Annotated in this window: 12 protein-coding genes, 1 pseudogene and 1 riboswitch; of the genes and pseudogenes, 6 read left to right on the top strand and 7 right to left on the bottom strand. The window is 64.1% G+C overall.

Annotation, left to right across the window (positions count from 1 at the left end; all coding sequences use genetic code 11):
- Positions 1-107: 107 nt before the first annotated feature.
- The 4 genes and pseudogenes from metF to AC3WOG_RS19800 all read right to left on the bottom strand — a co-directional run.
- Positions 108-938 (bottom strand): methylenetetrahydrofolate reductase [NAD(P)H], encoded by an 831-nt coding sequence (gene metF, locus AC3WOG_RS19785; protein WP_492579491.1) that lies wholly within the window; start codon positions 936-938, stop codon positions 108-110.
- 11 nt (positions 939-949) lie between these two features.
- On the bottom strand, positions 950-1,303 hold the full coding sequence (locus AC3WOG_RS19790) for a phage holin family protein (protein WP_492579492.1): 354 nt from the start codon (positions 1,301-1,303) through the stop codon (positions 950-952).
- Between the two features lie 109 nt (positions 1,304-1,412).
- On the bottom strand, positions 1,413-2,834 hold the full coding sequence (gene ahcY / locus AC3WOG_RS19795) for an adenosylhomocysteinase (protein ID WP_492579493.1): 1,422 nt from the start codon (positions 2,832-2,834) through the stop codon (positions 1,413-1,415).
- A gap of 33 nt (positions 2,835-2,867) precedes the next feature.
- Positions 2,868-3,004: riboswitch (S-adenosyl-L-homocysteine riboswitch) on the bottom strand.
- 143 nt (positions 3,005-3,147) lie between these two features.
- Positions 3,148-3,195: pseudogene (locus AC3WOG_RS19800) on the bottom strand (hypothetical protein); the annotation flags it as partial.
- Between the two features lie 410 nt (positions 3,196-3,605).
- On the opposite strand from AC3WOG_RS19800, the gene AC3WOG_RS19805 reads away from it, so the two are divergent.
- Genes AC3WOG_RS19805 through AC3WOG_RS19815 form a run of 3 tightly spaced genes read left to right on the top strand, consistent with a single transcriptional unit; the run spans position 3,606 to position 6,690 of the window.
- Positions 3,606-5,042 carry a Tle-like phospholipase domain-containing protein gene (locus AC3WOG_RS19805; RefSeq protein WP_492579494.1) on the top strand — a complete coding sequence of 479 codons (1,437 nt, stop codon included), beginning with the start codon at positions 3,606-3,608 and terminating at the stop codon, positions 5,040-5,042.
- 3 nt (positions 5,043-5,045) lie between these two features.
- On the top strand, positions 5,046-5,861 hold the full coding sequence (locus AC3WOG_RS19810) for an ankyrin repeat domain-containing protein (RefSeq protein WP_492579495.1): 816 nt from the start codon (positions 5,046-5,048) through the stop codon (positions 5,859-5,861).
- Between the two features lie 10 nt (positions 5,862-5,871).
- Positions 5,872-6,690, top strand: coding sequence for an ankyrin repeat domain-containing protein (locus AC3WOG_RS19815; RefSeq protein ID WP_492579496.1), 819 nt, complete (start codon positions 5,872-5,874; stop codon positions 6,688-6,690).
- A 329-nt stretch (positions 6,691-7,019) separates the two neighbouring features.
- Here the strand turns inward: AC3WOG_RS19815 and AC3WOG_RS19820 are convergent, their stop codons facing one another.
- Together AC3WOG_RS19820 and AC3WOG_RS19825 are read right to left on the bottom strand one after the other, a co-directional pair.
- Positions 7,020-7,742, bottom strand: a complete 723-nt coding sequence (locus AC3WOG_RS19820) for an LrgB family protein (protein ID WP_492579497.1) — start codon at positions 7,740-7,742, stop codon at positions 7,020-7,022.
- Positions 7,743-7,790: 48 nt separating this feature from the next.
- Positions 7,791-8,249: a CidA/LrgA family protein gene (locus AC3WOG_RS19825; protein ID WP_492579498.1), complete on the bottom strand. Its 459-nt coding sequence runs from the start codon at positions 8,247-8,249 to the stop codon at positions 7,791-7,793.
- A gap of 113 nt (positions 8,250-8,362) precedes the next feature.
- Here AC3WOG_RS19825 and AC3WOG_RS19830 point away from each other — a divergent pair, with 113 nt between their 5' ends.
- Positions 8,363-9,313 (top strand): LysR family transcriptional regulator, encoded by a 951-nt coding sequence (locus AC3WOG_RS19830; RefSeq protein WP_492579499.1) that lies wholly within the window; start codon positions 8,363-8,365, stop codon positions 9,311-9,313.
- A gap of 125 nt (positions 9,314-9,438) precedes the next feature.
- Here the strand turns inward: AC3WOG_RS19830 and AC3WOG_RS19835 are convergent, their stop codons facing one another.
- A complete protein-coding gene (locus AC3WOG_RS19835) occupies positions 9,439-11,097 on the bottom strand; it encodes a GMC family oxidoreductase (RefSeq protein ID WP_492579500.1) in 1,659 nt (552 codons plus the stop codon).
- Between the two features lie 307 nt (positions 11,098-11,404).
- On the opposite strand from AC3WOG_RS19835, the gene AC3WOG_RS19840 reads away from it, so the two are divergent.
- Together AC3WOG_RS19840 and AC3WOG_RS19845 are read left to right on the top strand one after the other, a co-directional pair.
- Complete coding sequence (locus tag AC3WOG_RS19840; protein ID WP_492579501.1) at positions 11,405-13,090, top strand: isovaleryl-CoA dehydrogenase; 1,686 nt, start codon at positions 11,405-11,407, stop codon at positions 13,088-13,090.
- A gap of 75 nt (positions 13,091-13,165) precedes the next feature.
- On the top strand, positions 13,166-14,584 hold the full coding sequence (locus tag AC3WOG_RS19845; protein ID WP_492579502.1) for a coniferyl aldehyde dehydrogenase: 1,419 nt from the start codon (positions 13,166-13,168) through the stop codon (positions 14,582-14,584).
- Positions 14,585-14,631: the final 47 nt, after the last annotated feature.

Consider the following 14,631-nt stretch of genomic DNA (forward strand, 5'->3'; position numbering starts at 1 on the left):
GGCACGCACCGTTGCAATGCAGCAACGGTTTTCACCGGGCGAAAAAAAACCGCGCGGCCGGATGAGCCGTGCGGTTTCCGTACAACACGTCGGCGGTGTCAGCGGTATTAAACGCCCAGCCGCTCGCAGATCGCCTTGGTTGCCGCAGCGCCGTTCAGCGTGTAGAAATGCAGGCCCGGCACTTTCGCTTCGATCAGGCGTCCGCACAGGTCGGTCACCACATCCAGTCCGAACGCGCGAATCGACTCACGGTCGTCGCCGAAGCTCTCCAGACGGCGCGCGACCCAGCGCGGCACTTCCGCCCCGCACATCTCCGAGAAACGCATCAGCTGCGAAAAGTTCGTGATCGGCATGATGCCCGGCACGATCGGCACATCGACGCCGAGCTTCCTTGCATCCTCGACGAAACGGAAATACGCGTCCCCGTTGAAGAAATACTGCGTGATCGCCGAATTGGCGCCGGCCTTCACCTTGCGGGCGAAGTTTTCCAGATCTTGACGCGGCGAGCGCGACTGCGGGTGGTACTCCGGATAGCCGGCCACCTCGATCCAGAACCAGTCGCCGAACTCGGCGCGGATAAAGCTCACCAGCTCCGACGCGTAGCGCAGTTCGCCGACTTCGCCCATGCCGGACGGCAGATCGCCGCGCAGCGCGACGATATGGCGGATGCCGTGCGCGCGGTACTCGTTGAGAATCGCGCGCAGGCTCTCTTTCGACGAGCCGATGCACGACACGTGCGGCGCTGCCTCGAGCCCTTCCTTCGCCATCTCGACGACGGTATCGAGCGTGCCCTGTTGCGTCGAGCCGCCCGCACCGAACGTGACGGATACGAACTTGGGTTTGAGCTTCACGAGCTGCGCACGGGTGGCGCGCAGCTTGTCGACACCTTCCTGCGTCTTCGGCGGGAAGAATTCGAATGAAAGTTCGATCGGGTTCATGGTTCAGTAGATCAACCGATATTGCGGTTGCCGAAAACAAGCGCGGACAGCAGCCACGAAACGATGCTGTACAGAATCGAGCCGAAGAACGCCGACCAGAAACCCGACACTTCGAAGCCCTTCAGGAGCGACGCGCACAGCCAGAAACACAGCGCATTGACCACCAGAATGAAGACTCCAAGCGTGAGGATCGTCACGGGCAGCGTCAACAGGATCAGCACCGGTCGCAAGATCGTATTGATCAACCCGAGCACCACCGCGACGATCAATGCGGTGCCGAAACTGCGGATATGAATCGACGGTACGAGGTAGGTGATGATCAGGAGCGCAAGCGCGTTGATCAGCCAGGTCAGCAGCACGGTCATGTAGAGCTCCTTGTAAGCAGGATGTCCGTTGAACGAAAGAGGCGGCCATGCTGAGCCAGGCGGCGCCTTGTGCGCCACCCTGGCTCATGCTGTCAGACCGCCCGCGTGCTTAATAGCGGTAGTGGTTCGGCTTGAACGGACCGTTCTTGTCGACGCCGATGTAGCCGGCCTGCGCGTCGGACAACACCGTCAGATTCGCGCCGATGCGCGCCAGATGCAGGCGTGCGACCTTCTCGTCGAGATGCTTCGGCAGTACGTACACCTTGTTCTCGTACTTGTTGCCTTGCGTAAACAGTTCGATCTGCGCGAGCGTCTGGTTGGTGAACGAGTTCGACATCACGAACGACGGGTGGCCCGTCGCGCAACCCAGGTTCACGAGACGCCCTTCAGCCAGCAGGATCACGCGCTTGCCGTCCGGGAAAATGATGTGGTCGACTTGCGGCTTGATGTTGTCCCACTGGTACTGACGGGTCGACGCGACGTCGATTTCCGAATCGAAGTGACCGATGTTGCAGACGATTGCGTTGTGGCGCATCGCCTTCATGTGATCGTGGCCGATCACGTGGTAGTTGCCGGTCGCCGTCACGAAGATGTCGGCCTTGTCGGCCGCGTATTCCATCGTCACGACGCGGTAACCTTCCATGGCCGCTTGCAGTGCGCAGATCGGATCGATTTCCGTGACCCATACCGTCGCACCCAGACCGCGCAGCGATTGCGCGCAGCCTTTGCCCACGTCGCCGTAGCCGGCAACGACCGCGATCTTGCCCGCGATCATCACGTCGGTCGCGCGCTTGATACCGTCGACCAGCGACTCACGGCAGCCATACAGGTTGTCGAACTTCGACTTGGTGACCGAGTCGTTGACGTTGATCGCCGGGAACGGCAGACGGCCTTCCTTTTCCATCTGATACAGACGGTGCACGCCGGTCGTGGTTTCTTCGGTCACGCCCTTGATGTGCGCGAGGCGCGTCGAGTACCAGACCGGATCCGCGTCGAGGTGCGACGCGATCGACTTATACAGTGCGACCTCTTCTTCATTGGTCGGCTTCGAGATCACCGAGCGGTCTTTCTCGGCCTTCGAGCCGAGGATCAGCAGCAACGTGGCGTCGCCGCCGTCGTCGAGGATCATGTTGGCGAATTCGCCGTTCGGCCATTCGAAAATGCGGTGCGAGAATTCCCAGTATTCGTCGAGTGATTCGCCCTTGAATGCAAACACCGGCGTGCCGGCCTTGGCGATCGCAGCGGCAGCATGGTCCTGCGTCGAGAAGATGTTGCACGAGGCCCAGCGGACGTCGGCGCCGAGCGCGGTCAGCGTTTCGATCAGCACGCCGGTCTGGATCGTCATGTGCAGCGAACCTGCAATGCGCGCGCCCTTCAGCGGCTGCTGCGCCTTGTACTCTTCACGCGTTTGCACGAGGCCGGGCATTTCCGTCTCGGCGATGTTGAGTTCCTTGCGGCCCCAGTCGGCAAGCGACATGTCGGCAACGATGAAATCCTGGGAAGCTTGGGAATCGATAACTGCGGCGTTCATCACGCCCTCCTTTCTAAGAAATTGACTAGAAATTTGACGTGAGCGCGGTTCGATGCGGTGGATGGGAAAGCGCAAAGCGCATCCGGCCCCTCCGATTGAAGCCTTCGAGCCTGGCGGGCGGCCGGCGAATATGCTGATTCGCGGTACCCGTCGCAACGCTCCTCGAAGACGAACGGCGATTGTAGCAAATCGAGATGGCTTCGGGGTGCAGGTTCGGTGCAGGGAGCAGGGGGCAGGGCTTGCGCGTGAAGAGGGCATGAATAAAGGCCTGGAGCCAGTCCAGCTTCGCTTCGGCCCTTGTCTGGATCGCCACCCAGCTATCGGCGCCCGACAGGACCGCACATAGCGCCACCACCAGCATCTCCGTCAGATCATGAGCTGGCGCGTGCGGCTGCGCGGATCGCGCAAATCGCCAAACGCCTCTTCGATACTCAGCACGTCTTCCTGCATCGCCTCTTCCAGGAATTAAAGGCTGCAGCAAATGCGCATTCCGCCGCGTTTACAACGATTCCGACACCATCTGTAACGTTTTATGCAATCGCACTGAGCGATCTTGAAACAATAATCACATTTAGGCTTACTCCTATATCTCCTTGACAACCTCTCGGCCACGCTGTGTTCCCCGAGGTGTTCAATCACAGGAGAACGAGAGAGGATGCGCACGCCGAACAACGCAAAACAACGCACGACACACCCGTTCACGATCCGGCTCGCTGAAGCCCGGCCGTTTCGACGCCATGTCGCCCTCCCGTCTTGCCGGCGGTGTGCCCGATGAGCGGGGGGGAAAGGTCGAACGCCCGCGATTCCGGCCACGCCCGCCGGGGTTTGCTGGCGGATGCCTACGAGACTCCAGCATTGTTGCGCATGGGGGAGTTGACGCCGGAGCAGGCGCCCCGGGTCCTCCACCCGCTGTTCGCGTGGGGCGCGATAGAGACAAAAGCCAGCGCGGGATTGGGCCACATGAACATCCCTTACGAGCCGGATCACGTGAGCGGCTCTCAGCTTGCGGAATTCATGGACGACGTGCTCGGCGCGCGGTGCTGGCGTGATGCACCGGCTCATGGCCTGATTCATCATAACCAGCTCGAAGCATTACGCCATGAGATTGAGCGGGGCCGCTGGGTCGTGCTGCGTTCATCACGTTTCACCATGGGCAATGGGCTGGTTGACTGGGTGGACGATCCCGCGCTGCCGGACGGTGGCCGCTGGCAGGTCAATCTCGAGGGGGAAAGATCGCAAATCGGCGGGGCGTTGCGGTGGCAGCTGGACGCGGTGTATCGGCGGCGCCCGGCGATGGCGCGCACGACGCCGTTGTCGGGGGAGCCGTTTCGGGCGCAATTCGATGAGCCGTTGCCGGGCGTGCAGGTGGCCGGCCCGGGCGCTGGGCCGAAGCCCGCGGCGCTGACCAAGGCGCAGCGCTGGCGGGAGCGCAAGGCGCTGATCGCCCGGGGGCGGGGCGCTGCGGCCCCCCGTCCGAAGCAGGCGGCCGGGCGGCTCGCGCGCAATAACGTGGCGGTGGAGAAGGCGCGGCTCGCAAAGCACATTTATGACCCGGCGCAGCCGGTGCCCGAGGGGTGGAGGAATGTGAGCGGGGATGCTGCGGTGCTTAAGCGGTATGGATTTGAAGTGCGTGATTTCACGAGTCAAGGTACGGATTTCCGTGTTCAGTTTTATGCGCCGGAGCGCGCCGTCTTCGGCAACGATATGAAGCCGACGGTGCTGTTCAAGGGGACGGAGATGACCAGCCTGATGGATTGGGCAAACAATGGTTTCCAGGCGCTGAATCTGGATTCAGCGTATTACCGAATAGCGGTAAATATCGGCAAGAAACTGCGGCGTGACACCTTGCCCGTTGACGTGGCCGGCCACTCGCTCGGGGGCGGACTATGCTCCGCCGCCTCGAGCACAAGCGGCAAGGACTGCTGGAGCTTCAACGCTGCCGGGCTCCATCCGGAGACGGTGGTCCGCTACGGCGGCACTCCGCAACCCGCCCGTGTTTATGCGTACCACGTCCAGGACGAGGCCCTGACCGCGATCCAGCGCCAGACTGCCCTGCCGGAGGCGATGGGCACCCCCTATCCGCTGCCGGGCGAAGGCTCGCCGCTCAGCCGGCACCGCATCGATCAGGTCATCGACGGCATCGAAAAACAGAAGGAGGAGGACATGTCGACCTTACGGAAATGGTCCGCCTCGCTCAGAGAGATATGACACATGGGCCGATTCATCCGCTCCGCCTTTCTGTTGCTCACCCTATTACTGGCCGCCGCGCCCGCCTGCACGATGAAAAAATTTCCCGCTGCCGATTTCTTCTCCGGCTCACAGCTTGCGCTGGCCCAGGCGGTCGAGCATGGCGACCTTGCCCAGGTGCGAGCCCTGGCCCCAGGGACCGACCTCAACACGCCTGGGCGCGAAAAGATAACGCTCCTGTTCTTCGCGTTTCAGAAGGCAGTGGGGCGGGATCCGACGCAACTGGCAATCATGAAGGAGCTTGTCCGGGCGGGGGCCGACCCGCAACAGCGTGTGCCGGATTTCGGCAGCGTGCTAGGTGTCGCCCTGGCAGCTACGCAGACGGAATTTTTACGGGCTTTGCTTGATGCAGGCGTGGATCCCAACATAACCCTTGACGGACGTCCGATCATTTTCGACGTGACAACAGAAGAAAACTTCGAGTCGCTCAAGCTGCTGGTCGCGCGCGGCGCGGACGTCAACAAACGGAGCCCATTGCGCAACACGCCGCTCTACGAGGCATTGATGAACAACGCCCTGGACCAGATCGACTACCTGCTCGATCAAGGTGCCAACCCGGACACCTGGAATATCAACGGCGTGTCCTTTCCGCTCGTGCTATCGGACGACATCAACACCAACGCCTCGGCCCCCGACTCGCTCACCTACAGGAAGCTGGTCGAAATCCGCGACCGCATTGTCGGCATGGGGGTGCAATGGCCGCCCGACTCGCCGGAGCAGGTGATCGCCCGCTGGGGCGATGCCGACGGGTGGGTGGACGACAGCCGGCACATTCGGTGAGGCATGACACATGGGCCGATTCATCCGCTCCGCCTTTCTGTTGCTCACCCTATTACTGGCCGCTGCGCCCGGCTGCACGATGAAAAAATTTCCCGCTACCGATTTCTTTTCCGGCTCACAGCTTGTACTGGCCCAGGCGATCGAGCGCGGCGACCTCGCACAGGTGCGAGCCCTGGCCCCAAGGACCGACCTCAACACACCTGGGCGCGAAAAGATGACGCTCCTGTTCTTCGCGCTCCAAGAGGCGCTCGGGCGCGATCCTACGCAGCTTGCGATCATGGGGGAGCTTGTCCGGGCGGGGGCCGACCCGCAACAGCGTGTGCCGGATTTCGCCAGCGTGCTGGGTGCGGCGCTGAATACGCCGTCACCCGATTTCTTGCGTGCCTTGCTTGATGTTGGTGTTGATCCCAATACGATACTTTATGGGGACACACCCATCGTTTTCGAGGTAACGACAGAAGAAAACTTCGAGTCGCTCGAGCTGCTGGTCGTGCGCGGCGCGGACGTCAACAAACGCGATTCCCTGCGCAACACGCCGCTTTACCAGGCGTTGATGCACAATGCCCTGGACCAGATCGACTACCTGCTCGATCACGGCGCCAACCCGAACACCTGGAATATCAACGGCGTGTCCTTTCCGCTCGTGCTATCGGACGACATCAACATCAACGCCTCGGCCCCCGACTCGCTCACCTACAGGAAGCTGGTCGAAATCCGCGACCGCATTGTCAGCATGGGGGTGCAATGGCCACCCGACTCACCAGAGCAGGTGATCGCCCGCTGGGGCGATGCCGACGGGTGGGTGGACGACAGCCGGCACATTCGGTGAAAACACAGGCTTCGACCCACGTTTCCTATCAAAGGACATGTAGTGCAATGCGCGGATTGATTGTGAACCCGTGCGCCCGCACGCAAGTGTTCGTGAATTTTCGCGACCGGGCGTCCCTGCATCCGGCGGCTGGCAGGTTGTACGGCTTCTGGCAGTCGCCGGTTCGTGGACCGCCTACTGCGCAGGCAGCGCGCTCACCATGCGCAACTCCGTCGTGCCTGCCCGCGGGTTTCGACAAACGCTCCAGAGAGCCGGAACGATTCCGCGACATCCATCAGAAACGGGGCTTGTGCCCCCGGAAGGCCGCCCCACGGAAAGCCGCCCTCGTGTCAGATCGGCAACAGCCCCAGCATCGGTGCAAGCAGCACCATCACCACGCCGGCGATCATCATCGTCAAACTGGCGACCACGCCTTCCTCGCTGCCGAGTTCACGCGCTTTCGCGGTGCCCACGCCGTGCGCCGCCGCGCCGAACAATGCGCCGCGCGCGAGCCGCGTGCGCAGCGGCACGAGGCCCAGCACCAGTTCGCCGAACAGCATCCCGCAGACGCCCGTCGCGATCACGAACAGCGCGGTCAGATCCTTCGGCGCGTGAATCCTGTCGGAGACGGCCAGCGCAAACGGCGTCGATACCGAGCGGGTCATCAGACTGCGTTGCAATTCCGGCGACAGATGCAGCAGTTTCGCCAGCATTAGCGAGCCGCCGACCGCCACCACAATGCCCACCGTCACACCGACCGTCAGCGAAATCCAGTGCCGTTTGAGCAACTCGCGGTATTCATAAATAGGCACGGCGAAGGCGACCGTGGCAGGCCCGAGCAGCCACATCAACCAGCGCGTGTCCTGAAAATAGACCGGATACGGAATATGCGCGAGCACGACAATCGCCGCGAGCACCGCCGGCACGGCGACCAGCGGCGTCAGCCACGGTGACTTGAAGCGCGCGTACAGCGCCTTGGACGCGAAATACAGCGCCACCGTCAGCACGAAACAGCCCGCCGCGATCAGACGCGACGCATCGTCGGCAAACAGGGACGAGTAGAGCGCGTTCATGGGCGGGCCTCAGACTGGAATAGAGGTTGAAGACAGGTCGAGGAAAAATCAGGCGCGCGCCGCATGCCGCGCGACCATCACGCGGCGCAGCGCCAGCCGGCGCTCGAGCCGTGCGGCCTGGTCGACCGCAAAGGCCACCGCGACCATCACCATCAACGTGCCGGCGACCACCACCAGCGCGAGACGCCAGCCGTCCTCGCGAAACAGCCCGCCGTATTGCACCGCGGCAACCGCGGCCGGAATGAAGAACAGCAGCATGTCCGACAGCAGCCAGTCGGCGCCGGCCTTGATCCAACGCGGTGCGACACCGCCGCAAAACAGCAGCGCGAGCAACACGACCAGACCGACCACACCGCCGGGCACCGGCAAATGAAGCTGACGCACGACGAAATCGGCGACCAACCAGAGACCGGCAAGCGCGGCGCTCTGCACGGCGATCCGCGCAACGCGCATCGCGCCGCTTGCGCGACCGGCGTTGGCGAATCGGGAGAGAAGTTGCGTCGTCATGGCAATCCCTAGGTGACTTTTGATGAAAGTCAGTATAGGTTGCAACGCAACATAAATATAATGACTTACTACCATCAAAACCATTCCAATTTGGAATTTCGGAGCCCGAGATCGTGGAACTACGTGCGCTGCGCTATTTCGTCGAAGTGGTGCGTCAACAGAGCTTCACCGCCGCCGCCGAGCAGATGTTCGTCACGCAGCCGACCATCAGCAAGATGGTCAAGTCGCTGGAAGACGAAATCGGCTCGCCGCTGCTGCTGCGCGACGGACGCCAGATGGTGCTGACCGACGCCGGCCGGATCGTCTATCAGCGCGGCCAGGACGTATTGGCCGCGCATGCGCAGTTGCAGGCCGAGCTGAACGATCTCGACACGCTCGGCCGCGGCGAGCTGACGATCGGCATTCCGCCGATGGGCGGTTCGCTCTTCACGCCCGCGATCGCCGCATTCCGCCAGCGCTACCCGAAAATCGAACTGAAGCTGTTCGAGCAGGGTTCGCGCGCGATCGAAGCGGCGCTGATCAACGGCGAACTGGAATTGGGCGGCGTGCTGCAACCGGTCGACCCCGAGAATATCGACGTGCTGCCGATGACGCGGCAATTGCTCTGGCTGGTCGCGCGCACCGGCTCGCGCTGGGACGACCTGCACGAGGTGCCGCTCGGCCAGTTGGCAAGCGAGCCGTTCGTGTTCTATGGCGAAAGCCTTGCGCTCAATGATGTCGTTCTGAACGCGTGCCGCACGGCCGGCTTTGCGCCGACCATCGTCGGGCGCAGCGGGCATTGGGATTTCATGGCGGCGCTGGTGCTGGCCGGGGTCGGCATTGCGCTGCTGCCGGCGCCGTATTGCCGACGGCTCGACGCGGCGCAGTTCACCTGCCGGCCGGTCGTCGAACCGGAAATTCCGTGGGAGATGGCGATCGGCTGGCGTCGCAACGGCTATCTGTCGCATGCCGCACGCGCGTGGCTCGAGGTTGCGCGCGAGGCGCTGCCGGGTCAGGCCGGCGACGATTTCATGCTGGGGCCGGGCATCGGCATGACCGGTATCACCGCGCCTATTTCCAGATAAAAACATGCCGCCCGGCGCGAACCGGGCGGCATGTTTGATTAGTGGGTCAAATGCGGCAGACTCTCGCCGCTACTGCTGCGCGACGAATTCGATGCGGCGCCTGGCGAGCACATACGACGCCCCGTTCAAGCCGCATTCGCCGCCAGGCCCGTAAGACCTGCCGGCGCCGCCGACGGCACCCCTTCCACCCTGCGCCGCGCCGCCACGATCAGCTCAGCCGCGCGCTCGCCGATCATCACGGTCGGCGAATTGGTGTTGCCGCCGATCAGCGTCGGCATCACCGATGCATCGACGATCCGCAGCCCCGTCACGCCTCGCACCCGCAGTTGCGGATCGACCACCGATTGCGCGTCGCCGCCCATCCGGCAGGTGGCCACCGGGTGATAGATCGTGTCGGCATGCTCGGCGATGGTCCGGCGCAGTTCCGCCTCCGTCTGACCGGGACGCGTGTACAACTCCTTGCCGCCGTGCAGCGCAAGCGACGGCGCGTCGAGAATGCGGCGCGCCATCTGCGCGCCTTCCACTAGCAGATCCAGATCGCGCGAATCGCTGAAAAAACGCGGATCGATCACCGGCGCCGTGCGTGCGTCGGCGCTCGCCAGCGTCACGGTGCCGCGGCTATGCGGCCGCAACACGCACACGTGCAGCGAATAGCCGTGACCCCAGTGCATGTGGCGGTTGTGATCGTCGACCAGCGCCGCGCAGAAATGCAGTTGCAGATCCGGCCGCTCGAGCGTCGGTCGGCTCTTCAGAAAACCGCCTGCTTCCGCGACGTTGCTCGACAGCATGCCGCGCCCGTGCCGCATGAAGGTGACGAATTGCGGCAGCATCCGCGCCATGCCGCGCACCGAAAAGCCGGTCGGTTCGATCGACGACACCCGTTTGTTGATCGTGAAGTCGACGTGGTCGATCAGGTTCTGGCCGACCTCGGGCGCGTCGTGCAGCACCGGAATGCCGAGCGATTGCAGATGCGCGGCCGGCCCGATCCCCGAGCACATCAGCAGTTGCGGTGAATTGAACGCGCCCGCTGCCATCACCACTTCGGCGCGCGCTTCAAGCTGTTCGGTGCGCCCGCCGCGCACGATCTCGACCCCGCTCGCGCGCTTGCCGTCGAAGGTCACGCGCAGCACGGTCGCATCCGCGATGGTGTGCAGATTCGGCCGCTGACGGTCGTAGATATAGGCGCGCGCGGCGCTGCAACGGCGTCCGTCGCGCTGCGTCACCTGATAGAAACCGACGCCTTCCTGCTCCGCGCCGTTGAAGTCGCGGTTCGGCCGGTAGCCTGCTTCGATCGCGGCCTGCACGAAACGCTTCGAAAACGGATTGTGATAGCGCAGATCGGACACCGTCAGCGGACCGTCCGCGCCGTGCCACGCGTCGGCGCCGCGCTCGTTGCCCTCGGCGCGGCGGAAATACGGCAGCACCTCGGCCCACGACCAGCCGTCGCAGCCGAGTTGCGCCCATTCGTCGTAATCGAGCGGATGGCCGCGCGTGTAGATCATCGCGTTGATCGCGCTCGAGCCGCCGAAACCGCGGCCGCGCGGCTGATAGCCCTGGCGTCCGCCGAGCCCGGGCTGAGGGGTCGTCAGATAGCCGTAGTTGGTCTTGAATTTGTGCGGCACGATGGCCGCCACGCCGACCGGCATATTGACGAGCAGATTGCGGTCCGTGTGCGGGCCGGCTTCGATCAGCGCGATCGTCGCGTCGGGACAGCTATCCGCGAGGCGGCTCGCAAGCGAGCAGCCGCCCGAGCCTGCACCGACGATGATGTAGTCGTATTGCATCCGCTCCTCCTGATGGGCCGCGTTGCTGGCGGACCCTGTCTCGTGCACACTTGTCTACGTGTGTTTTATCGGCATTGTAGGGAGCGTTGCGCCGCCACGGCGCGTTCCGGTCAGAGCGATCCCTCTAAACGAAAGAGGCGCCGCGACCCTATGATGAAAGACGCGCGTGCGCCCGCCGAGGCGGTGGATGCGGCATTCAAACACGGCGCCGCGCGCGCCTTCCTGTCAGCGTGCGGCACGACACGCGGCGATCAAACAGCACACCGTCGATCAGTGCCGGAGCGCATCCGGTGAACGGAGACAGCAGATGGAACGGCTCAGCATCGGCCACACCCACGACGTGACAAATCAGGTTCCGCCGCTGGCGGACTACAACCTGTTTTCCAGCGACGCCGCTTTATCCGCCGCCCTCGAACGCGAAGGCGCCGCGTGGCATCGCGACGCGCTGCTGCGCGACGGCGCCGCGCTCACCACGCCGGAAACGCTCGCGCTCGCCGAACTGGCGAATCGCCACACGCCTGAACTCTTCACGCACAGCCCGCGCGGCGAACGCATCGACGCGCTGGAGTTTCATCCGTCGTGGCATACGCTGCTGTCGCTGTTGCGCCGCGAGGGCCTGCACGCGCTGCCGTTCTCCGATCCGCAGCCCGGCGCGATGGTCGCGCGCTGCGCCGGTTACTTCCTGCACGCGCAACTCGAATCCGGTTCGCTGTGCCCGCTGACGATGACCTTCGCGAGCATTCCGGTGTTGCAGCGCGAACCCGCCCTGTTCGACACGCTGCGCGACAAGCTCTACGCCCGCGAACACGATCCGCGCGATGTCCCGCTCCCGCAGAAAAGCTCGGCGATGATCGGCATGGGCATGACCGAGAAGCAAGGCGGCTCCGACGTGCGCAGCAACCAGACGCGCGCCTATGCGACACGCGGCAGCGGCCGCGGCGCCGACTATCGCCTCGTCGGCCACAAATGGTTTTTCTCCGCGCCGCAATGCGACGCGCATCTGGTGCTCGCCCGCACCGGCGATCACGCGGGTCTGTCGTGCTTCTTCGTGCCGCGCTTCGCGCCGGACGGCAGCAAGAACGCGGTGCAGATCCAGCGTCTGAAGGACAAGCTCGGCAACCGTTCGAACGTGAGCAGCGAAGTCGAATTCTTCGACGCGTTCGGCATTCTGATCGGCGATGAAGGCCGCGGCGTGCCGACCATCATCGAGATGGCGAACTACACGCGGCTCGATTGCGTGATCGGCAGCGCGGCGTTGATGCGCGCGGCGCTGGTGCAGGCGATCCATCACGCGCGCCATCGCAGCGCGTTTGGGCGGCATCTCGCCGATCAGCCGCTCATGCGCAACGTGCTGGCCGATCTCGCGTTGGAGTCGGAAGCGGCGACCGTGCTGTTCATGCGGCTCGCGCGTGCTTTCGAAGCATCGGCCGATTCGTCTAACGCCTCGCCGGCTGAGCGCGCATGGCGGCGCATCGTCACGCCGGCGGCGAAGTATTGGGTCTGCAAGCGCACGCTCGAATTCACCGGCGAGGCGATGGAAGTCTGGGGCGGCAATGGCTACGTCGAGACTGCGCCGATGGCGCGTTTTTATCGTGAAGCGCCCGTGAATTCGATCTGGGAAGGGTCGGGCAACGTGATGTGCCTCGACGTGCTGCGCGCCATGGAGCGCGAACCCGACGCGGCGCAGGCGTTGTTCGCCACCTGGCAAGCGGATGCGCAGGGCCACCCGGCGCTGGGCGCCGCGCTCGCCAAGCTGGCCGCCACGCTTAACGGACCGGCCGAACATCGGGAAGCATCGGCGCGGCGTATCGCGCAGCAAATCGTGCTGATTGCTCAAGCAAGCTTGCTCGTCAGGCACGCGCCGTCCGAAGTCGCCGACGCCTTCATCGCGACGCGGCTCGCCGACGGCTGCGGCGAAAGCGGCCGCGTGTACGGCACGCTGCCCGCCACCTTTGACCATGCGGCGATCGTCGAGCGGGCGTTTGCCGCTTGATACCAGCAAGCCGGAACACAACAAACCGATAAGCGCGGCCTACGCGCACCGACATCCATCAGGGAGTGGACACACATGAAGAACGATCTGACCGAGGTCGCCGCGCTCGAAGCGCTGCTCCGCGATCAACGCCATGCTTATTTGCGCGCGCCGTATCCGTCGTGGGAAGCGCGCGCCGTGCATCTGAAAGCGCTGCGCGCGGCGATGCTCGACAACCGCGACGCGCTCGCCGACGCGATGAACGCCGATTTCGGCAACCGTGCGAAACAGGAAGTGCTGCTCGCCGAATTCCTGCTGATCAAGGAAGAGATCGACGCCGCGCTGAAACACGGCAAGCGCTGGATGAAAGCGCAGCGCCGCAGCACCAACAAATGGCTGCTGCCGGCGCGCGCGAAAGTCGTGCCGCAGCCGCTCGGCGTGGTCGGCATCATCGTGCCGTGGAATTATCCGGTGCTGCTGGCCGTCGGTCCGCTGATCAGCGCGTTGACCGCCGGCAACCGCGCGATCGTCAAAATGTCCGAATTGACGCCGCGCACCTCGGCGCTGTTCGAGCAGTTGATCGGCCAGACCTTCGCGCGCGATCACGTTGCCGTGGTGAACGGCGACGCGGCGCTGGCCGCTGCGTTCAGCTCGCAACCGTTCGACCATCTGCTGTTCACCGGCTCCACCAAGGTCGGCCACGAAGTGATGCGCGCCGCCGCCGAGCATCTGACGCCGGTGACGCTGGAACTGGGCGGCAAGTCCCCGGCCATCATCGGCACGCATGCGCGCTTTGACAACGCGGTCGACAACCTCGTCGCCGGCAAGACGCTCAACGCCGGCCAGACCTGCATCGCGCCCGATTACGTGCTGGTGCCGCGCGGCCAGGAGCACGCATTCATCGAACGGGCGCGCGCGCGGATGGCGAAGATGTATCCCGACTTCGCGCACAACCGCGATTACACGTCGATCATCTCGGCGCGCCATTTCGCGCGCCTGGAACGCCTCGCCGACGAAGCGCAGGCCGCCGGCGCGCAACTCCACGCGCTGACCGACGCCTCGCCCGATCCGGCCAGCCGCCGCTTCCCGCTGATCGCCGTCACGAACGCGCCGGATGAAAGCACACTGATGCAGGAGGAAATCTTCGGGCCGCTGCTGCCGATCGTCCCGTACGACACGCTCGACGACGCGATCGCGTGGATCAACACGCGGCCTCGGCCGCTCGCGCTCTATCTGTACGCCGACGACGCCGCCACCATCGAGCGCGTCACGCACGAAACCATCGCGGGCGGCATGGCAATCAACGAAACGCTGATGCATCTGGCGTGCGAAAGCCTGCCGTTCGGCGGGGTTGGCGCGAGCGGGATGGGCGCGTATCACGGCTACGAAGGCTTCGTCACCTTCTCGAAGATGAAGCCGGTGCTGACGCAGGCGCGTCTGAACGCGCGCGGACTGATCTCGCCGCCGTATGGCAAGCGGGTGAATGCGCTGCTAAAGCTGATGATGCGGTTCTGAGGGGACCGCCGGCGGGCGACGAAGTCGGCCGGAACCGCCTGGGTGAA

It is taken from the genome of Paraburkholderia sp. FW306-02-B, assembly GCF_058782725.1.